This is a genomic window from Methylobacterium oryzisoli, from assembly GCF_046557895.1.
Lineage (GTDB): Bacteria > Pseudomonadota > Alphaproteobacteria > Rhizobiales > Beijerinckiaceae > Methylobacterium > Methylobacterium oryzisoli.
The window spans coordinates 41706-57352 of sequence record NZ_JBKIBX010000030.1 but is presented as its reverse complement, the minus strand read 5'-3'; the positions used below and the strand labels follow the sequence as shown (position 1 = coordinate 57352).

Annotated in this window: 22 protein-coding genes; 15 read left to right on the top strand and 7 right to left on the bottom strand. The window is 73.9% G+C overall.

Annotation, left to right across the window (positions count from 1 at the left end; genetic code table 11):
- Positions 1–62: 62 nt before the first annotated feature.
- Genes ACKUB9_RS23690 through ACKUB9_RS23680 form a run of 3 tightly spaced genes read right to left on the bottom strand, consistent with a single transcriptional unit; the run spans position 63 to position 2084 of the window.
- Complete coding sequence (locus ACKUB9_RS23690; protein ID WP_407527550.1) at positions 63–782, bottom strand: glutathione S-transferase; 720 nt, start codon at positions 780–782, stop codon at positions 63–65.
- Complete coding sequence (locus ACKUB9_RS23685; RefSeq protein WP_407527548.1) at positions 779–1066, bottom strand: hypothetical protein; 288 nt, start codon at positions 1064–1066, stop codon at positions 779–781. The genes ACKUB9_RS23690 and ACKUB9_RS23685 overlap by 4 nt, the downstream gene beginning before the upstream one ends.
- A 4-nt stretch (positions 1067–1070) precedes the next feature.
- Positions 1071–2084 carry a WD40 repeat domain-containing protein gene (locus tag ACKUB9_RS23680; RefSeq protein WP_407527545.1) on the bottom strand — a complete coding sequence of 338 codons (1014 nt, stop codon included), beginning with the start codon at positions 2082–2084 and terminating at the stop codon, positions 1071–1073.
- 237 nt (positions 2085–2321) lie between these two features.
- Between ACKUB9_RS23680 and ACKUB9_RS23675 the strand changes: the two genes are divergently transcribed.
- The 10 genes from ACKUB9_RS23675 to ACKUB9_RS23630 all read left to right on the top strand — a co-directional run bounded on the left by ACKUB9_RS23675 (position 2322) and on the right by ACKUB9_RS23630 (position 8826).
- Complete coding sequence (locus ACKUB9_RS23675) at positions 2322–2735, top strand: response regulator (RefSeq protein WP_407527542.1); 414 nt, start codon at positions 2322–2324, stop codon at positions 2733–2735.
- Positions 2736–2909: 174 nt separating this feature from the next.
- Positions 2910–3266, top strand: coding sequence for a photosystem reaction center subunit H (locus tag ACKUB9_RS23670; protein ID WP_407527539.1), 357 nt, complete (start codon positions 2910–2912; stop codon positions 3264–3266).
- A gap of 106 nt (positions 3267–3372) precedes the next feature.
- The gene (locus ACKUB9_RS23665; RefSeq protein ID WP_407527537.1) at positions 3373–4473 is read left to right on the top strand and encodes an ROK family protein; all 1101 of its coding nucleotides are present in this window, start codon (positions 3373–3375) and stop codon (positions 4471–4473) included.
- Between the two features lie 280 nt (positions 4474–4753).
- Complete coding sequence (locus ACKUB9_RS23660) at positions 4754–5224, top strand: Tat pathway signal protein (protein WP_407527534.1); 471 nt, start codon at positions 4754–4756, stop codon at positions 5222–5224.
- 57 nt (positions 5225–5281) lie between these two features.
- Complete coding sequence (locus tag ACKUB9_RS23655) at positions 5282–5968, top strand: MotA/TolQ/ExbB proton channel family protein (protein ID WP_407527532.1); 687 nt, start codon at positions 5282–5284, stop codon at positions 5966–5968.
- A 117-nt stretch (positions 5969–6085) separates the two neighbouring features.
- Positions 6086–6550 (top strand): protein TolR, encoded by a 465-nt coding sequence (gene tolR, locus ACKUB9_RS23650; RefSeq protein WP_407527529.1) that lies wholly within the window; start codon positions 6086–6088, stop codon positions 6548–6550.
- A gap of 7 nt (positions 6551–6557) precedes the next feature.
- Positions 6558–7577, top strand: coding sequence for a TonB family protein (locus tag ACKUB9_RS23645; RefSeq protein ID WP_407527526.1), 1020 nt, complete (start codon positions 6558–6560; stop codon positions 7575–7577).
- A gap of 25 nt (positions 7578–7602) precedes the next feature.
- Positions 7603–8124 (top strand): metallophosphoesterase family protein, encoded by a 522-nt coding sequence (locus ACKUB9_RS23640; protein ID WP_407527522.1) that lies wholly within the window; start codon positions 7603–7605, stop codon positions 8122–8124.
- 148 nt (positions 8125–8272) lie between these two features.
- Positions 8273–8584: a hypothetical protein gene (locus tag ACKUB9_RS23635; protein ID WP_407527519.1), complete on the top strand. Its 312-nt coding sequence runs from the start codon at positions 8273–8275 to the stop codon at positions 8582–8584.
- Between the two features lie 95 nt (positions 8585–8679).
- Positions 8680–8826 carry a hypothetical protein gene (locus tag ACKUB9_RS23630; protein WP_407527516.1) on the top strand — a complete coding sequence of 49 codons (147 nt, stop codon included), beginning with the start codon at positions 8680–8682 and terminating at the stop codon, positions 8824–8826.
- Between the two features lie 55 nt (positions 8827–8881).
- On the opposite strand, the gene ACKUB9_RS23625 is transcribed toward ACKUB9_RS23630, so the two are convergent.
- Positions 8882–9127 (bottom strand): hypothetical protein, encoded by a 246-nt coding sequence (locus tag ACKUB9_RS23625; protein WP_407527514.1) that lies wholly within the window; start codon positions 9125–9127, stop codon positions 8882–8884.
- Between the two features lie 174 nt (positions 9128–9301).
- On the opposite strand from ACKUB9_RS23625, the gene flaF reads away from it, so the two are divergent.
- Entirely contained in the window at positions 9302–9667 is a 366-nt protein-coding gene (gene flaF / locus ACKUB9_RS23620; RefSeq protein WP_407527511.1) for a flagellar biosynthesis regulator FlaF, read from the top strand.
- 74 nt (positions 9668–9741) lie between these two features.
- Positions 9742–9945: a Trm112 family protein gene (locus ACKUB9_RS23615; protein ID WP_238236292.1), complete on the top strand. Its 204-nt coding sequence runs from the start codon at positions 9742–9744 to the stop codon at positions 9943–9945.
- A gap of 10 nt (positions 9946–9955) precedes the next feature.
- Here ACKUB9_RS23615 and ACKUB9_RS23610 read toward each other — a convergent pair whose 3' ends face one another.
- The 3 genes from ACKUB9_RS23610 to ACKUB9_RS23600 all read right to left on the bottom strand — a co-directional run bounded on the left by ACKUB9_RS23610 (position 9956) and on the right by ACKUB9_RS23600 (position 13231).
- Positions 9956–12145 (bottom strand): primosomal protein N', encoded by a 2190-nt coding sequence (locus tag ACKUB9_RS23610; RefSeq protein WP_407527507.1) that lies wholly within the window; start codon positions 12143–12145, stop codon positions 9956–9958.
- A gap of 81 nt (positions 12146–12226) precedes the next feature.
- Positions 12227–12562 carry a DUF2293 domain-containing protein gene (locus ACKUB9_RS23605; protein WP_407527505.1) on the bottom strand — a complete coding sequence of 112 codons (336 nt, stop codon included), beginning with the start codon at positions 12560–12562 and terminating at the stop codon, positions 12227–12229.
- 63 nt (positions 12563–12625) lie between these two features.
- Positions 12626–13231, bottom strand: a complete 606-nt coding sequence (locus ACKUB9_RS23600; RefSeq protein ID WP_407527502.1) for a cysteine hydrolase family protein — start codon at positions 13229–13231, stop codon at positions 12626–12628.
- 113 nt (positions 13232–13344) lie between these two features.
- Between ACKUB9_RS23600 and ACKUB9_RS23595 the strand changes: the two genes are divergently transcribed.
- The 3 genes from ACKUB9_RS23595 to ACKUB9_RS23585 are packed head-to-tail and all read left to right on the top strand — an operon-like array spanning position 13345 to position 15598.
- Positions 13345–14229, top strand: coding sequence for a LysR family transcriptional regulator (locus ACKUB9_RS23595; RefSeq protein WP_407527499.1), 885 nt, complete (start codon positions 13345–13347; stop codon positions 14227–14229).
- 45 nt (positions 14230–14274) lie between these two features.
- On the top strand, positions 14275–14631 hold the full coding sequence (locus tag ACKUB9_RS23590; protein WP_407527496.1) for a hypothetical protein: 357 nt from the start codon (positions 14275–14277) through the stop codon (positions 14629–14631).
- Between the two features lie 16 nt (positions 14632–14647).
- Positions 14648–15598 (top strand): ABC transporter ATP-binding protein, encoded by a 951-nt coding sequence (locus ACKUB9_RS23585; protein WP_407527493.1) that lies wholly within the window; start codon positions 14648–14650, stop codon positions 15596–15598.
- The last annotated feature ends 49 nt before the right edge of the window (positions 15599–15647 follow it).

The window sequence follows — 15647 nt, the reverse complement described above, 5'->3', positions numbered from 1 at the left end:
TGCTTCTGCCATCAGGGCGGCGCTTGGCGAAGCCCCGCCCGCCGCCTCGACCTGGCTCCGGCCTAACCGTCGAGTTCCGGGTAGTGCCGGAAGATGCCGTGCTCGTTGAAGGGCTCGCGCCGCGCGCTCGCCAGGTAGGCGGCGAGGCGCGGACGCCGGGCCACCGCCTCGTGCAGCCCCGCGACGTGCGGCGTGCCGGCGAGCACCCGCGCGGTCGCGGCCGGAAAGGCGTAGCGCAGCCCGTCCACGAGCTGGAACAGCGACAGGTCGGCGTAGGTGAGGCGGCGGCCGACGAGGTGCCCGGGGCCGGCCGGGTTCGTCCTCAAGACATGCTCGAACCAGCCGAGGAAGGCCGGCAGCCGCTCCTCGCGGAAGGATCTGGCGCGCCGGGCGGCCTCGGGCTTCTGCTCCTCGTAGGCCAGGCTCACGGCGATCGGGTGGTGGGTGTCGTGCACCTCGCCCACGGCATCCGCGATGGTGAGCTGCATCTGATGCGTGCGGATCGCCTCCGCGGCACCCTCGCCCGCGAGGTCGAGGCGCGGCCCGAGATGCAACAGGATCGCGGCGGTCTGGCCGATCAGCAGTTCGCCGTCCCGCAGGATCGGGCAGGCGAAGGCCGGACGCGGGCCGTCCTCGGCCAGGAGGTCGTGCAGGGCCTCGAAGCCCCCGGCTTCCTGCGAGCGCGCCACGTCGCGGTAGGGCGCGCCCGCTTCTTCCAAGGCGAGGCGCACGAACTCGCCCCGCCCCTGGAGGCCGGGCCAGTAGTAGAGGTCGTAGGTCATGGATCCGCCTCCCGGCCTGGGCGGGGCGCGAGCGCCGCCGCGACATCCGCCTCGGTCACGCCCTCGACGGGCTTGCCCACCTTCACGGCCTGCGCCCGCGCGCCCGGCCGCAGGATCAGGATGACGGTCTCGGTGCCCGGGCAGGCCGGGTCGGCACAGACGATCTCGTTCACCGTGAGCGCGACCTCGGGGCCGAAGCCGCCGAGCCGCCGCGCGGCCTCGGCCACGCGCCCGCGCGCGGCGGCGTCGGGCCGCGCGCGCCGGAAGGCGTCGAGGAGGCCCATCTCGTCAGCGCGGCAGCGTCAGGAGGCCCGCCTCCCCGTCCGCGCAGCCGAAGACCAAGTGGTCGCCGCGCCCGTCCCAGGCCAGTGCCGTGACCCCGCTGCCCTTCACGGCCGGCCGCACCAGCAGTTCGGAGGCGTCCGTGAAGCGCACGAGGAGGATGCAGCCGTCCTCGTAGCCGATCGCCAGCACCGGCGCGCGTGGGTGGAAGGTCACCCGCGAGACCCGGGCCGGGCGCACGCCGCACTCGCGCGGCTGCTTGCCGGTGGGGCCCTCCTTCGAGTCGAAGGGCCAGACGATCGCGGCCTCCGCCCCGCTCGTGGCGAGCCACTGCCCGTCCGAAGACCACGCGAAGGAACGCACCTTGGCCGGGTAGCCGCTCATCCGCATGTGGCCGCGGTCGGGCTGGAGGCGCCAGCCGTGCAGCGCGTTCTCCTGCATGGTGGTGACGACGAAGCGCCCGTCCGGCGACCACGTCGCGTCGATGTGCGACCCCTTCCAGCTCAGCGCCTCGGGCGTGGCGTCGAGGTTCGGGTACCAGAGCGTGGCGCCGTTGTAGTGGGCCAGCGCCAGCCGGTAGCCCTTGGGCGCGAAGGCGAGGCCGCGCACGCTGGAGGGCGCCTCGTGGAGGCGCTCGCGGCCCTTGGCGTCGCGCGCCGTGACCCGCTTGCCCGCCGCGAAGGCGACGGCCCCGTCCGGGTGCAGCGCCAGCGCGTCGATCCAGGCGCTGCCCTTGGCGCTCGCCAGCGTGTCGGTGGCGCCATCCGCCGTGGTGACGGCGATCCGGCCGTCGTCTCCCCCGGTCACGAGGCGCCGGCCGTCCGCGGCGGCCACCAGGATGCCGGCGTCGGGATGGGCCGCGACGCGCCGTGCCTCCCCGCCGGGCGCGACGAGCAGCACCGTCCCGTCGCCGAGCGACAGGGCGGCCGTGTCGCCGAGCCAGTGTGCGCCCGTCACGTGGGCGCCGGCCGCGATCCCGGTGACGGCCTGGGTCAGGGACGGGGCGGCGGTGGCGCTCATGCTCTGCGGTCTCGCGCTCGAAGGGTCGGGGCGACCGGCCTGTCACATGGGCGTGCGGGGCGCAAGGGTGAGGGCGCGCGCGGAGGGCAGCGCTTAACCGCCCGGCCCGCAGGGTTAAGGCTTCGCTCACCACACCGGTGCAATTCGATGGATCGGCCTCGAACGGTCCGCGAGCGTCGCCGTTCTCCTCAGGCGACGGTCGAGGCGGTCGTCGCCGTCTGGAGTCGGAGTTGCGTCATGATCCAGCTTGCCTGCGCCGCCCTGATCCCGCCCCCGATCCGCACCGCGGCACCCGAGACGGTGCTGGTGGTCGAGGACGAGCCCGTGATCCGCGAACTCGCCGCCGCCGCCTTCGAGGATGAGGGCTACCGGGTGCTGACCGCCGCCGACGCCCACGAGGCCGGCCGCATCCTGCAGCGCGAGCGGGTCGACATGCTGTTCACCGACATCGACCTCGCCCGCAACACCGACGGCGTCACGCTGGCGCGCGCGGCGCGGCGCCACAGGCCGGACCTGCCGGTTGTCTACACGTCAGGAGGGCGGCATAGGCTGGCGGAGGGCGAGGCGGTGGCCGATTCGGTCTTCGTGCCGAAACCCTACCGCCCGAGCGAGGTCGCGGCGCTCGCCAACCGCATCCTCGGGCATCACTAAGACATTCTCCGACGAAGCGGTCGCCGGTTCGTCGCAGAAAATTCAAGAATAGAAATGACTTAGAGCAGGAACGGCCGGGCCGTTCCGCGAAGATCTCTGGTCCTGCATCGTTCTCGCCGCCGCACCGGTGGCCACGTCGGTGAATGATGCCCAATCGCGGAGCCTCGACGTCCCATGCGCGCCCTCTTTGTCCTCGCCGGCTGCCTCCTCGCCCCGGCGCTCGCCTCCGCCCAGCCGGCCCCCGCCGCCTGTCCGGTGGCCGGGCTGCGCCTGGAGGACGAGATCGCCAAGGCGCCGCAGCTGCGCGAGCCCGCCAACGAGCAGACCGTGCGCGACCTGCGGACGCTGCGCGACGCCGGCATCGTGCTCGACGCCTTCGGCTATCCGGCCGAGTGCGCGCGCGTCGCCGCGATCCTGCGCGACCTCCTCGACAATCCCCGCAAGGCGATCGGCCAGGGGGGCGACACCGACGAGGACAAGGCCGAGGCGATCGAGGAATCGCGCGCCCCGAAGTCCCCCGGGAAGAAATGACGCGCGCCTCTCGTCAAGCTGAACCGTTCCGCGGGTCGCCCGTTATGCCTCGGGCGCCCGCCGGCCGGCGTGGGGCCGACAGCCCTCCTGCACGGCAGCACGCCCGATGGCAGCACGCCAGAACGCCGCGAGCCAGGATGTCGTCGCGTCGGACATTCCCCACGCGGCGGCCCGCCTGCCGGCCGTCCTCGTCGACAGCTACAACATCGAGCTGCGCCAGCCCGACGATGAGGGCTTCATCGGCGACCGGGTCACCAAGGGCGCCTTCCGCGACTTGATCGAGGATTGGCGCGAGCGCCTGCGCCGGACCGGCGAGGATCCCCTCGGCCCGGAGCCGAGCCGGACGATGGCGAAGAAGACCTTCGACCGCTTCCTCCTGGAGGGACCGCCCGAGGCCGCGGGCGTTGTCCAGGGCGCCGTGGAGGATTTTGCCCAGGAACTCGCCACCGTGGTGCGCCGCTTCCTGCGCCAGAAGGGCTGGCGCGACACGGAGCGGATCGTGGTCGGCGGGGGCCTGAGCGATTCCCGCGTCGGGCGCCTCGCCATCGGCCGCGCGAGCGTGCTCCTCAAGGCGGCGGGCCTCGACCTCGCGCTGGTGCCGATCCGGCACCACCACGACGAGGGCGGGCTGATCGGTGCCGTGCATCTCGCGCCATCGTGGATCTTCTCCGGCTACGACAGCCTCGTGGCGGTGGATATCGGCGGCACCAACATCCGGGCCGGGATCGTCGCCACGAACCTGCGCAAGGCGCCCGATCTGTCCCGGGCCGCGGTCTGGCGCTCGGCCCTCTGGCGTCACCGGGACGACGATCCGCCGCCCGACCGCGACGTGGCGGTGGCCCGGCTCGCCGCCATGCTGGAGGACCTCGTCGCCCGCGCCGTCAAGGCCGGCCTCCGACTCGCCCCCTTCATCGGGGTCGGCTGCCCGGGCCTGATCGAGCCGGACGGGCGGATCAGCCGTGGCGGCCAGAACCTGCCGGGAAACTGGGAGAGCAGCCGCTTCAACCTGTCGGAGGCCCTGCGCGAGCGGCTGCCGCCCATCGGCGGCCATCCCGTGATGGTGGTGATGCACAATGACGCGGTCGTGCAAGGCCTGAGCGAGGTGCCGTTCATGCGGGACGTCGCCCGCTGGGGCGTTCTCACCATCGGCACCGGCCTCGGCAACGCGCGGTTCAGCAACCGGGCGAAATCGAACGGCCACGCCTGACACCCTTGCCTGACGCAATAACAGTCTGGAACTACTCTGAGTTTCGCTGCGAGACTTGATCCCGCGCGCCCATCTCGGCTAGTGCATCCCCGCCGACGGCCCGGGGGACGGACCGGCCGGCCCACGAACGAGAGCGGAGCGCGCTGCCGGCCTGTGACCGGTGGATGGGACCTGCGGCCTCTTCCGGATCGGGAAGGCGCGGCGCGGGACGCTTCGTGCGTGCTGATTTCCGATGGACGGGCCTCCGGATGCCGGCTGGCTCGGAGGGGAGACGACAGACGTGTTCACGCAAGGGATGCCGTGGTTCCGTGCCCGGGTCGGGCACTTCGCCCTCGATCTCCTGTTCTGCCTCGCGATCTCGGTCGTGATGGTCGCCTCCGCCCTCGCTCAGGGTCCGGAGACGCCGCTGCGCGTCGAGCTGAACAAGCTTGAGACCGTCGGCGATGCCTGCCGCGCCGTCCTCCTCGTCGAGAACGGCAAGGGCGGGCCGATCAAGTCGATGAAGCTCGACCTCTACGCCTTCGATACGGACGGTGTCGCCCAGAAGCGGGTGCTGGTGGAACTCGGGCCGCTCTCCGCCCGCAAGACGGTGCTGCGCCAGTTCGACATCGCCCCCGCGCCCTGCACCCAGGTCGGCCGGCTGCTCCTCAACGACGTCGTCGCCTGCGAGGGCGCCGACCTCAGCCGCGAATCCTGCCTGGAGCGCATCGAGCCGGCTTCCGCCAAGGGCGCCGCGCCGTTCGTGCGCTGATCGCCCCTCCCGCGGCCTCGCGCCCGCGTCCCCACACCGCCTTCGAGGAGATCCGCGATGGATCCGACATCCGCCCCGGCCGCCGCCCACGACCTCAGCTTCGTCGGCCTCTTCCTGCAGGCCGACCCGATCGTGAAGGGCGTGATGATCCTGCTCGTCCTGGCGTCGATCGCCTGCTGGACGGTGGTGATCGACAAGATGGTGCGGATCGCGGCGGCGCGCCGCCAGGCCAAGGCCTTCGCCGCGATGGTGGCGAATGGCGGCGGCCTTGAGGAGGGGCGCCGCGGCCTCGCGGCGCGGGTCGTCGCCGCCGCCCAGGAGGCGTGGCGCGACCAGGACCCGACCGAGACCCGCGCCGAGCGGCGCGAGCGGATCGAGCGGGCGATGCGCGCGGCGCTGACCCAGGACCTGAAGCGGCTGCAGACCGGCCTTCCGCTGCTCGCCACATCCGGCTCGGCGGCGCCCTTCGTCGGCCTGTTCGGCACCGTCTGGGGCATCATGAACTCGTTCGCCTCCATCGCGAAGAGCCAGGACACCAGCCTCGCGGTGGTGGCGCCGGGCATCGCCGAGGCGTTGTTCGCCACCGCGATCGGCCTCGTCGTCGCGATTCCCGCCGTGGTCGCCTACAACAAGCTCTCGGGGGATCTCGCCAAGGTGCAGGGCGCCTTCGTGGCCGCCATCGGCACCCTCGGCAACCGGCTGGCGCGCGACCGCAGTCATCACGCCCGCAGCGCCGCCGAGTAAGCCCCGCCGCACGGACCCGCCCGGAGGCGGATCCGCTGAGCTTCCTGTTCCGCATCATCGCGCCGCCGAACCGGTGACCCTGCCGGCGCGTGATGCTCAGAGTCCGGAGACCGCCCGATGGGCATGGGACCCCTGCAGAGCGGCGCCGGCGACGAGGATGACTTCGACGCCGCCCCGCTCTCCGAGATCAACGTCACCCCGATGGTCGACGTGATGCTCGTGCTCCTGATCATCTTCATGGTGGCCGCGCCGCTGATGACGGTCGGCGTGCCGGTGCAGCTGCCCAAGACCGCCGCGGCCAAGACCTCGGAGAACAAGAAGCCCGTGGTCGTCTCGGTGGACAAGGACGGCCACGCCTTCCTGGCCAAGGAGGCCCTGCCCCCCGAGGGCGCGCTCGCCCGCCTGAAGGCCGTGGCGGCGGAGGATCCCGGCCAGACCGTGCTGGTGCGCGGCGACAAGGACGTGCCCTACGGCAAGGTGATGGAGGTGATGGGCCTCGTGGGCCAGGCGGGCTTCGCGAAGGTCTCCCTCATCGCCAACGCGCCCGGCGGGGCAACGCTGCCGGCCCCCTCCCCCCAATAGGTTCCGCATGTCCACCCGCGCGACGACGGACGGCCCGCAGCAGCCGGGACCGGGCCTCGCCCTGGCCTTCCTCGTGGCCCTGCTGTTGCACGCCGGTGCGCTCGGGGTCATCACCTACTGGCGCGGCGCGCCCCCGACGCCGCCCGGCGAGAACGAGGTGACGATCGACCTCGCGCCGCCCCTCGAAGCGGTGGAGGTCCCGAGCGAGGCCCAGGACACGGAATCGACCCCGCCCCCGGCCGATGTCGTGACGGAGCAGAAGCCCATCGAGCCGCCGACCGAGCTGAGCGAGGTCAAGCCGCCCGACACCGTGGCCGAAACGCCTCCGGAGACCGTGACCGAGACGAAGCCCCCGGAGACGGTGACCGAGGCGCTCCCGCCCGAGCCCGTGACCGAGACGAGGCCGCCCGAGACCGTCGCCGAGGTGCCGCCCGAGGCCGTGCAGGCGGTGGAGCCGCCGCAGGAGCAGGTCATCACCTCCACCAGCGAGGCCGCGCAGGCCGCGGTCCCGCCGCCGCCGGCCATGGTCGCGCGCCCTGTGGAAGAGCCCAAGCCGCCGAAGCCGCCCAAGCCCAAGCCCGTGCCGAAGCCCGTGGAGGCGAAGAAGCCCCCGCCGCCGAAGCCCGTGCGCGAGGTGCGCCGCGATCCGCCCAAGCCCGCCGCCGAGCGCGCGACGGAGCCGCAGCGCCAGCGCCGCAGCACCGCCTACGCGTCGCGCCAGAACGCGGCCGGCAGCGCCGCCGCGCCCGCCGCGGCCGATCCGGGCGCGATGCGGATCTGGGGCCAGCAGATCCAGAGCGCGATTCGCGGCCGGGTGCGCAATCCCGGCGGCGGCGGCGGCACGGTGACGATCCGCTTCACGGTGGCGCGCTCTGGCCGCGTGCTCGGCGCCTCGCTCGTCGGCAGCAGCGGCAACGGCAGCCTCGACGCGGCGGCGCTGGCGGCCGCCAGCGGCTCCCTGCCGGCCGCGCCCGACGGCGTCACGGTGGCGCAGCAGAGCTTCTCGGTGCCGCTGCGCTTCCAGTAGCGCGGCGAGCCGATAGGCTGCCGGCATGGCCGTCTACTTCACCAGCGACACGCATTTCGGCGACCCGCGGGTCCTGCGCATCGACCGCAGGCCCTATCCGGACATTCCCGCGCACGACGAGGCGCTGACGGCGCGCTGGAACGAGACCGTGGCGCCGGGCGACACCGTCTGGCACCTCGGCGACGTCGCGCTCGGTCCGGCCCCTGAGCGCATCGCCACCCTCCTGGCCGGACTGCACGGCGAGAAGCACCTGATCATCGGCAACAACGACGGCCCGGCCACCCTCGCGGCGCCGGGCTGGGCCTCGGTGGCGCATTACGCCGAGATCGACGTCGACGAGCATCACCTCGTGCTGTGCCACTACGCCTTCCGCACGTGGAACCGCATGGGGCGCGGGGTGATCAACCTGCACGGCCACTCGCACGGCAAGCTGAAGCCCGTGACCCGGCAATACGACGTCGGCGTCGATGCCTGGGAGTACCGGCCGGTCGCCCTCGGCACGATCTTGGCGGCCCGGCGGCGGCGTCCGGCCGCAAGCTCGGCCTGACCAACTTCTGGGCAGCTTTGCGCGGAACCCGTTCGGCACGGCGCCGTTTCTCGGATGCCAGTTCGAGCAGTGCCGCAGGTCTCCAGCGAAGAGACCGAGACGCCGCACTGCGCATCCCAGATCTCGACGAGTATCGCCGATGTGGTGTTTGTCACGTTCCTTCTTGTGCCCGCTAACGGCCGCGCTTGTCGTCGCGGCAGCGGCCCCGTCGCTCGCCCAGCCGGCCTGCGTCCCGGCCCAGCGCAAGCTCGATGAGGCGGCGGCGTTGCGCTTCCAGGCCCGCCAGGAGGCGCGACTCGGCGACCGCGACCGGGTCTGCGACACCCTCGGGGACGTCGAGGACCGCTACGAGGATGCCCGCGACCGCTTCGACGATTGCGGCCTCGCCCTCGCCGCCATCGACCTCAGGGGCGCCCTGCGCTCCGTGCGCCAGGAGAAGCGCGCCTTCCGCTGCGACTGACCGCGTGCGGTCCCGCACATAAGGCCGAGCCTGCTTCGCCCATCACTGTCATCACGCGCTGCCCCGCAGCCCACAGCTTTCAGGACCCGACACCGATGACCTCCACCACCGTCCGCACCGAGACCGCCGCCCGCACCGACGCTGCCGTGGCCGGCCCCCACTCGTTCAAGGCGGCCCTGTGCGGCTTCCTCGGCTCCACCGCGGCGACCACGGTCGTGATGGTGCTGCTCAGCGCGATGTGACACGGCTCGTCGGACGCGACCCGGCGCTGGCCCGCCGCAAGGCCCCTCCGAGGGCCTATTTCGGCGCCACCGACCAGAACCGGCGCTTGGCGAACAGCAGGTCGGGATGACCGACCGGCGCTCCCGCCAGCACCGACGGCGCGGGCGGACAGACGGGGTCCGGGCGCCGCACAGCGACCACCGGCACCTCCGGCCGCACCAAGCCCAGCCGGACTTGGACGTCCGGATTGCGGACCGCCGCGATCGTCGCGATGGCGGCCATCATGGCACCGGCGATGGTTCCGAGAACGAAGTTCATCATGGCAGGTTCAACAGGACCGACCATCCTTGGGCCGACATCGTAGCGGTTTCAGGGCAGAGGGGCCGCTTGCCGGTCCGCCGAACTGTCCGAGGCGTAACAACTCATGCTTAAGATTTCCGTGCGACACCGCGGGGAGCGGCGCGAGTCCGGGCGCCCGCCAGGAGATCTGCACGGATGAGCTACGCGGCCAATGCTTACGCCAAGGTCTCGCAAGCGGCGCTGTCGCCGCGTGAGGCCGAGGCCGCCGTCTTGATCAAGGCGGCCGCCCGGCTCCAGTTGATCCAAGACAACTGGACCGAGCAGCAGGCCGGACTGAACGACGCGCTCGGCTTCAACCAGAAGGTCTGGACCGTGCTCTCGACCGCCGCCACCGAGCCCGAAGCTCCCCTGCCCGCCGAACTCAAGCAGTCGATGGCCCGCCTCGGCGCCTTCGTGTTCACGCGCACCATGGACACGATGGTGGAGCCCGCGGCCGACAAGCTCACGGCGCTGATCCGCATCAACCGCGAACTCGCCAGCGGCCTGCGCGGGACGCCCTGAGGGGCGCCGGCCTCCCGTTCCCTCGCAGCCGGGAATGCTCTAGGAGGCGCGGGCCGCCCACGAGGACACGCCCGATGGCCGATACGCCGCTGCCCGTCGAACCGACGCGGATCGATCCCAAGCTGCTCGAACTCCTGGTCTGCCCCCTGACCAAGGACCGGCTGGAATACGATTCCGCGCGCCAGGAGCTGATCAGCCGCTCCGCCAAGCTCGCCTACCCGATCCGCGACGGCATCCCGATCATGCTGCCGGAAGAGGCGCGGCCGCTCGCCGAGTAGCGAAGGCGCCCTAAAGGAAGCTCTGCGGGTCGACGTCGATGCCGACGCGCACGCTGCCGCGGACCTTCGGTCCGCGCGCCAGCCAGTCGCGCAGGTAGCTCTGGATGTCGACCTCGCGCTCGGCCTTGACGAGGAGGCGGAAGCGGTGGCGCCCGCGCACCAGCGCGAGCGGCGCCTCCGCGGGGCCGAGCACCATCACGCCCGGCGGCGGATCGGCGACCTGCGCCAGCGCCCGGCCATGCGCCTCGGCCGCCTCCCGCTCCGCCGCCGAGACGATCAGCGCCGCGAGCCGGCCGAAGGGGGGCAGGCCTGCGACTTCCCGGGCCGCCGTCTCCTCGGCGTAGAAGCGCTCCGCATCGCCCGAGATCAGCGCCGCGATGACCGGATGCTCGGGCTGGTAGGTCTGCACCAGCGCGCGGCCGGGTTTTTCGCCGCGGCCGGCGCGGCCCGTCACCTGCTGGAGGAGCTGGAAGGTCCGCTCGGCGGCGCGCGGATCGCCCGAGGCGAGCCCGATATCGGCGTCGAGCACGCCCACCAGGGTCAGGTGCGGGAAGTTGTGGCCCTTGGCGACCAGTTGCGTCCCCACCACGATGTCGCAGCCGCCCTCCGCCACGGTCTGCAGTTCCGCCCGCAGGCGCTCGGCGCCCCCGGGGAAGTCGCTGGAGAGCACGATCACGCGCCTGTCCGGGAAGGTGGCGGCGACCTCTTCGGCGATGCGCTCGACCCCCGGGCCGCAGGCCGCGAGGTTGTCGAGGGTGCCGCAGGCGGTGCAGGCCTCCGGCCGCCGCTCCGCGTGGCCGCAATGGTGGCAGACCAGCGCCCGACGGAAGCGGTGCTCCACGAGCCATGTCGAGCAATTCGGGCACTGGTAGCGGTGGCCGCAGGCCCGGCACAGGGTGAGCGGCGCATAGCCCCGCCGGTTGAGGAAGAGCAGCGCCTGCTCGCCGCGCGCGTTGGTCTCGGCGATCGCCGCCGTGAGAGTTGGCGACAGGTAGCGCCCGCGCGGCATCGCCTCGCGGCGCATGTCCACGGCCGCGATCTCGGGCAGGCGCCGGCCGCCGAAGCGCTCCGGCAGGAGCACCCGGCGGTAACGCCCGCGCGCGGCGTTGACCCGCGTCTCGATGGAGGGCGTGGCCGAGGCCAGGACCGCGGCGGCGTTCTCGAGCTTGGCGCGCACCACCGCCATGTCGCGGGCGTGGTAGCAGACGCCGTCGTCCTGCTTGTAGGCGGCCTCGTGCTCCTCGTCGACGACGACGAGGCCGAGCGTGCGAAAGGGCAGGAAAAGGGCCGAGCGCGCGCCCACCACCACCGGGATCTCGCCCGCCGCGACCCCGGCCCGGATGCGCTCGCGCCGCCGCCCGCCGATGCCCGAGTGCCACGCGGCCGGCCGCACCCCGAACCGCGCCGCGAACCGGTCGAGGAACTGGGCCGTGAGCGCGATCTCTGGCATCAGCACGAGCGACTGCACGCCCCGGCGCACCGCCTCGGCGACGACCTCGAAGTAGACCTCGGTCTTGCCCGCGCCGGTCACGCCTTCGAGGAGGGTCACGCCCCCCTCCCCGGCCGTGCCGTCGGGCGCGGGCGCCGTGAGGGTGCTGATCAGCGCCGCCGCCGCTTCGCCCTGTGGCCCCGAGAGGGGCGCGTGCGGATGGTCGGGATCGGGCGGCTCCGCGACGCGCTCGGGCGCCAGCGCCACGGTTTCGAGCACTCCGTCGTCGATCAGCCCCTCGACCACGCTCGCGCTCACCCCGGCCTCCAGTCCGAGCGCCCGCTTGCCGCGCACCGCCCCGTCCGCCGCCACGGCGATCACCTTGGCCCGCGCGGGTGTCATCCGGCTCGGGGCCGCGCCCGTCGCCCGCACCCCGATCCGGGCGATCTCGGTGCGCGCCCCCTCCTCCGGCAGGCGCAGCGCCATCGCCAGTGCCGAGCCCTTCGGCGCCAGGGTGTAGCGGGCGATCCAGTCCACGAGGCGGCGCAGCGGGGGCCGCAGGCCCTCGTCCGTCACCTTGGCGGTGACGCGCCGTAGGTTGCCGCCCGAGGCTCCCTCGCGCAGAGACCAGACCACGCCGACCGTCTCGCGCGGCCCGAGCGGGATCTGCACCACGTCGCCCTCGGCGAGGTCGAGCCCGGCCGGCACGGCGTAGCTGTAGGCCGTGTCGAGGGCGAGCGGGATCAGGATTTCGGCGACCGCGACACTCATGAGGGGGGCTTCTGGGAGGGGGTGCGGGAGCACACGGGTGCCCTCCCTATATAGGGACGGCCGCGCTCGCGCGCCCGCGCCTCACGCCTCCTCCGCTTCCTCGCCGATGCGCCGCTTCACGCCCCACTCCGCCAGGACGGCGTTGAGGTCGTCGAGCACGAAATGGCGCGCGCTGTCCTGGTCGTAGCCCTCGTCCAGGAGCGCGTCGTACTCGGTGAAGACGTGCCGGGCATAGGCCACCATCCCGAGCCAGGCCGCGGTCTCGGGTGCCGCGCCCCGCAGGCCCGGGCTCGCGAGCGCCCGGTCGAGGATCGCCTCGGATTCGAACTCCGGCAGCCGCGGCGCCAGCCGGTCGAGGGCGTCGGCGACCATCCGGCGGCGATCGACGCCGTGGGGCGGCTTGCGGCTGGCGCTCATCCGGGCTTCCGTCGCGGGCGTGGTCCGGCCCATCATAGGGCCTTCGCCCGCCAGCGCGAGCGCTCAGGCGGCGAGGAGCGCGGCCGTGGTCACGACGAGGGCGGAGCGGTCCGCGAGGCCCGCCAGCGCCGCGCGCCGCACCTCGGCGGCCGAGAGCGGCGGGCCGCCGAGGGGGTCCGGCAGGGCGCGGGTCGCGGTGGCGTCGCTCGCCACCGTCACGCGGTAGCCGAGGTCGAGCCCGGCTCGGGCGGTCGAGCTGATGCAATTGTGCGTCATGAAGCCCGCGAGCACGAGCTCCCGCCGCCCCAGCGCCGCGAGGTGCTCCTGCAGGTCGGTGCCCGCGAAGGCGTTGGGGAGCGTTTTTTCAACCACCGGCTCGCCGGGCGCGGGCGCGGCCTCGCGGCGAATCGCGCCGCCCGGGCCCTCGCGGTCGAACAATCCGCCGCTGCGGCCCCGGTGCGCCACGTGGAGCACGGGGGCGCCGGCCGCCCGGGCGGCCTCCAGCAGGTCCGTGCACCGCGCGAGCGCCGCGAGGAAACCGTAGAGCGGCAGGCCGCCGCCGGGCGCGTACTCGCCCTGCGCGTCGATGACGACCAGCACCGCGTCGGCGAGGTGCGGCGGGTCGAGGGAGGCGCCCGCCATCTGCAGCAGGGTTCTGGGTTCGCTCACGGCTCGGCTCCATTCCGGTGTGTGCGCAAGAGGTGCCACGTGCATTCGTGCCCGACCAGCGGCAAGATCCGGCGCGAGAGCTGCATGGATGCAGCTCCTGCCGGGGGCGATCGATGGAGGATTGGGAGGCGTGGCGGACCCTGCTCGCGGTGGCGCGCACGGGCCGGCTCTCGACGGCCGCGGCCCTGCTCGGGGTCGACGCGACGACCGCCGGGCGGCGGGTGCGGCGGCTTGAGGCGGATCTCGGGCGCCCGCTGCTGGGCCGCGCCGGCGGGCTTCTCGTCCCGACCCAGGCCTGCCGCGACCTCCTGCCGGGCCTGGAGACCGCGGAGCGGGCTTTGCGCGAGGCCGGCGCGGCCCTGCGCCGCGACCCCGAGGCGGCGGACGGCCCGGGCTGGCGCGTGGTGCGGGTGACTGCGGTGGCGGTGCTGTGCGACCACCTCCTCGCCCCCGCCACGCCGCGCCTCGTCGCCGACCGCCCCGCCCTCGGGCTCGAACTGATCGCCGAGGACCGCAACCTCAGCCTCACCCGACGGGAGGCCGACCTCGCGGTGCGCCTGGGGCCGCTCACCGCGCCGCATCCGGGCGCCCGCGAGATCGGCCGCCTCGACTACGGCGTCTACGCGGCGGCCGGCGCGGCCGCGCCGGAGCGCCTGCCCTGGGCGGCGCTCGACGCGGCGCAGGGCCACCTTCCGGAGGTCCGCCATGCCGAGCGTCAGGCGGGCCGCCCCGGACCGCGGCACCGGGCCTCGCGGCTGGAGACCCTGCGCCGCCTCGCGCTGGCGGGCGGGGTGCGCAGCGTGCTGCCCGACGTGATGGCGGCGGGCGATCCGCGGCTGCGGCGCCTCGGGGACGGTCCGGCGGTGAGCCGGCCGGTCTACCTCATCGGCCACCCGGAGGATGCGGACGCGCCGGCCGTGCGCGCGGTGGCGGCCTGGATCGAGGGGCTGTTTGCCGGGTCCACCGCTGGCCCTGGGGGCGACATGCCAGTAGGATGAATACCCCAGTTCCGCGGCGCTCCGCCCGAGGAAGAAGCCGAGATCATGCGTCATTCTCTCGCCAAGGCCATCATCGGCCTCGGGCTCGCGGCCCTGCCGGGTCTCGTCCACGCGCAGCAGCCGACGCCCGAGAGCCCGCCGGGCCTCGTGCAGCAACAGCCGACCACCGGGAGCCCGCCCGGCCTCTCGCCGCCGCCCGCCGCCGCCGGCGCGCCGGGCCGGCGCCAGCCCCGCCCGGACGCCGTTGCGCCGGCCCCGGCCCCCACCGCGGCGCAGGCGAGCGCCCGCAGGGATGCCGTGAACAAGGAGGCGGCCGCCGCGGCCCGCAAGGCCGCCGACCGCGACAAGGCGTGGGACAAGCGCATGAAGCGCACCCTCGGCTCGATCTGCTCCGGGTGCTGAGGCGCGGCCCGCGGGCATGATCCGCTTCGAGGGCGTCGCCAAGTCCTATCCGGGGGTCGACCGGCCGGTGGTGGACGGGCTCGACCTCGCGGTGGCCGAGGGCAGCACCTGCGTCCTCATCGGCCCGTCCGGCTGCGGCAAATCGACGACCCTGCGCATGGTCAACCGCCTCGTCGTGCCGAGCGCCGGACGGGTGTGCGTGGCGGGCGAGGACGTGGCGGGGCTCGACCCCATCGGGCTCCGGCGCCGGATCGGCTACGTGCTGCAGGGGATCGGGCTGTTTCCCCATTACAGCGTCGCTCAGAACGTCGCCACGGTGCCGCGCCTGCTCGGCTGGCCGGCCCGGCGCGTGGCCGAGCGGGTCGACGCGATGCTCGACCTCGTCGGGCTCGACCCCGCCGCCTTCCGCGACCGACGGCCGGACGCGCTGTCGGGCGGCCAGCGCCAGCGCGTCGGGGTGGCCCGGGCGCTCGCCGCCGATCCGCCGGTGCTGCTGATGGACGAGCCGTTCGGCGCGGTCGATCCGCTGGTGCGCGGGCGCCTCCAGGGGGAGATCCGCGCCATCCTGCGCCGGCTCGGCAAGACCGTGCTGATGGTGACGCACGACATCGACGAGGCGGTGCGGATGGGCGATCGCGTCGCGCTGATGCGGGCGGGCCGCCTCGTCCAGGCGGACCCGCCGGAGACCCTGCTCGCTCAGCCAGCCGATGCCTTCGCGGCGGAGTTCGTGGGCGGCGACCGGCTGCTGCGGCGCCTCGCGCTGATCCCCGCCCGCGCGGCCTGCCAAGCGGGGGCGCAGGCGCAGGCGCCGCGCCTGCCCGCCGACGCCTCGCTGAAGGACGCCCTGACGCTCCTCCTGGCGAGCGGGGCCGCGGCAGCCGTGATCGAGGGGGCAGAAGGCATCCTGACCCTCGACGGGGTGCGGGAGGCGGCGCGGGAATCCGGCGGCTTCACCTCGCGCGCCTGATGGTGTAGCGCGGCGTGCTGCCTGGCCGCTCGGCGGCCGCGCGACGGGC

Bases quoted from the DNA above. Each gene is read 5' to 3' on its own strand.
- ACKUB9_RS23615 (WP_238236292.1), top strand. From the start codon at position 9,742: ATGGCCGATACGCCGCTGCCCGTCGAACCGACGCGGATCGATCCCAAG.
- ACKUB9_RS23655 (WP_407527532.1), top strand. From the start codon at position 5,282: ATGGATCCGACATCCGCCCCGGCCGCCGCCCACGACCTCAGCTTCGTC.
- tolR (WP_407527529.1), top strand. From the start codon at position 6,086: ATGGGCATGGGACCCCTGCAGAGCGGCGCCGGCGACGAGGATGACTTC.
- ACKUB9_RS23595 (WP_407527499.1), top strand. From the start codon at position 13,345: ATGGAGGATTGGGAGGCGTGGCGGACCCTGCTCGCGGTGGCGCGCACG.
- ACKUB9_RS23625 (WP_407527514.1), bottom strand. From the start codon at position 9,127: ATGATGAACTTCGTTCTCGGAACCATCGCCGGTGCCATGATGGCCGCC.
- ACKUB9_RS23670 (WP_407527539.1), top strand. From the start codon at position 2,910: ATGCGCGCCCTCTTTGTCCTCGCCGGCTGCCTCCTCGCCCCGGCGCTC.
- ACKUB9_RS23585 (WP_407527493.1), top strand. From the start codon at position 14,648: ATGATCCGCTTCGAGGGCGTCGCCAAGTCCTATCCGGGGGTCGACCGG.
- ACKUB9_RS23675 (WP_407527542.1), top strand. From the start codon at position 2,322: ATGATCCAGCTTGCCTGCGCCGCCCTGATCCCGCCCCCGATCCGCACC.
- flaF (WP_407527511.1), top strand. From the start codon at position 9,302: ATGAGCTACGCGGCCAATGCTTACGCCAAGGTCTCGCAAGCGGCGCTG.
- ACKUB9_RS23690 (WP_407527550.1), bottom strand. From the start codon at position 782: ATGACCTACGACCTCTACTACTGGCCCGGCCTCCAGGGGCGGGGCGAG.
- ACKUB9_RS23605 (WP_407527505.1), bottom strand. From the start codon at position 12,562: ATGAGCGCCAGCCGCAAGCCGCCCCACGGCGTCGATCGCCGCCGGATG.
- ACKUB9_RS23590 (WP_407527496.1), top strand. From the start codon at position 14,275: ATGCGTCATTCTCTCGCCAAGGCCATCATCGGCCTCGGGCTCGCGGCC.
- ACKUB9_RS23665 (WP_407527537.1), top strand. From the start codon at position 3,373: ATGGCAGCACGCCAGAACGCCGCGAGCCAGGATGTCGTCGCGTCGGAC.
- ACKUB9_RS23630 (WP_407527516.1), top strand. From the start codon at position 8,680: ATGACCTCCACCACCGTCCGCACCGAGACCGCCGCCCGCACCGACGCT.
- ACKUB9_RS23645 (WP_407527526.1), top strand. From the start codon at position 6,558: ATGTCCACCCGCGCGACGACGGACGGCCCGCAGCAGCCGGGACCGGGC.
- ACKUB9_RS23640 (WP_407527522.1), top strand. From the start codon at position 7,603: ATGGCCGTCTACTTCACCAGCGACACGCATTTCGGCGACCCGCGGGTC.
- ACKUB9_RS23610 (WP_407527507.1), bottom strand. From the start codon at position 12,145: ATGAGTGTCGCGGTCGCCGAAATCCTGATCCCGCTCGCCCTCGACACG.
- ACKUB9_RS23680 (WP_407527545.1), bottom strand. From the start codon at position 2,084: ATGAGCGCCACCGCCGCCCCGTCCCTGACCCAGGCCGTCACCGGGATC.
- ACKUB9_RS23685 (WP_407527548.1), bottom strand. From the start codon at position 1,066: ATGGGCCTCCTCGACGCCTTCCGGCGCGCGCGGCCCGACGCCGCCGCG.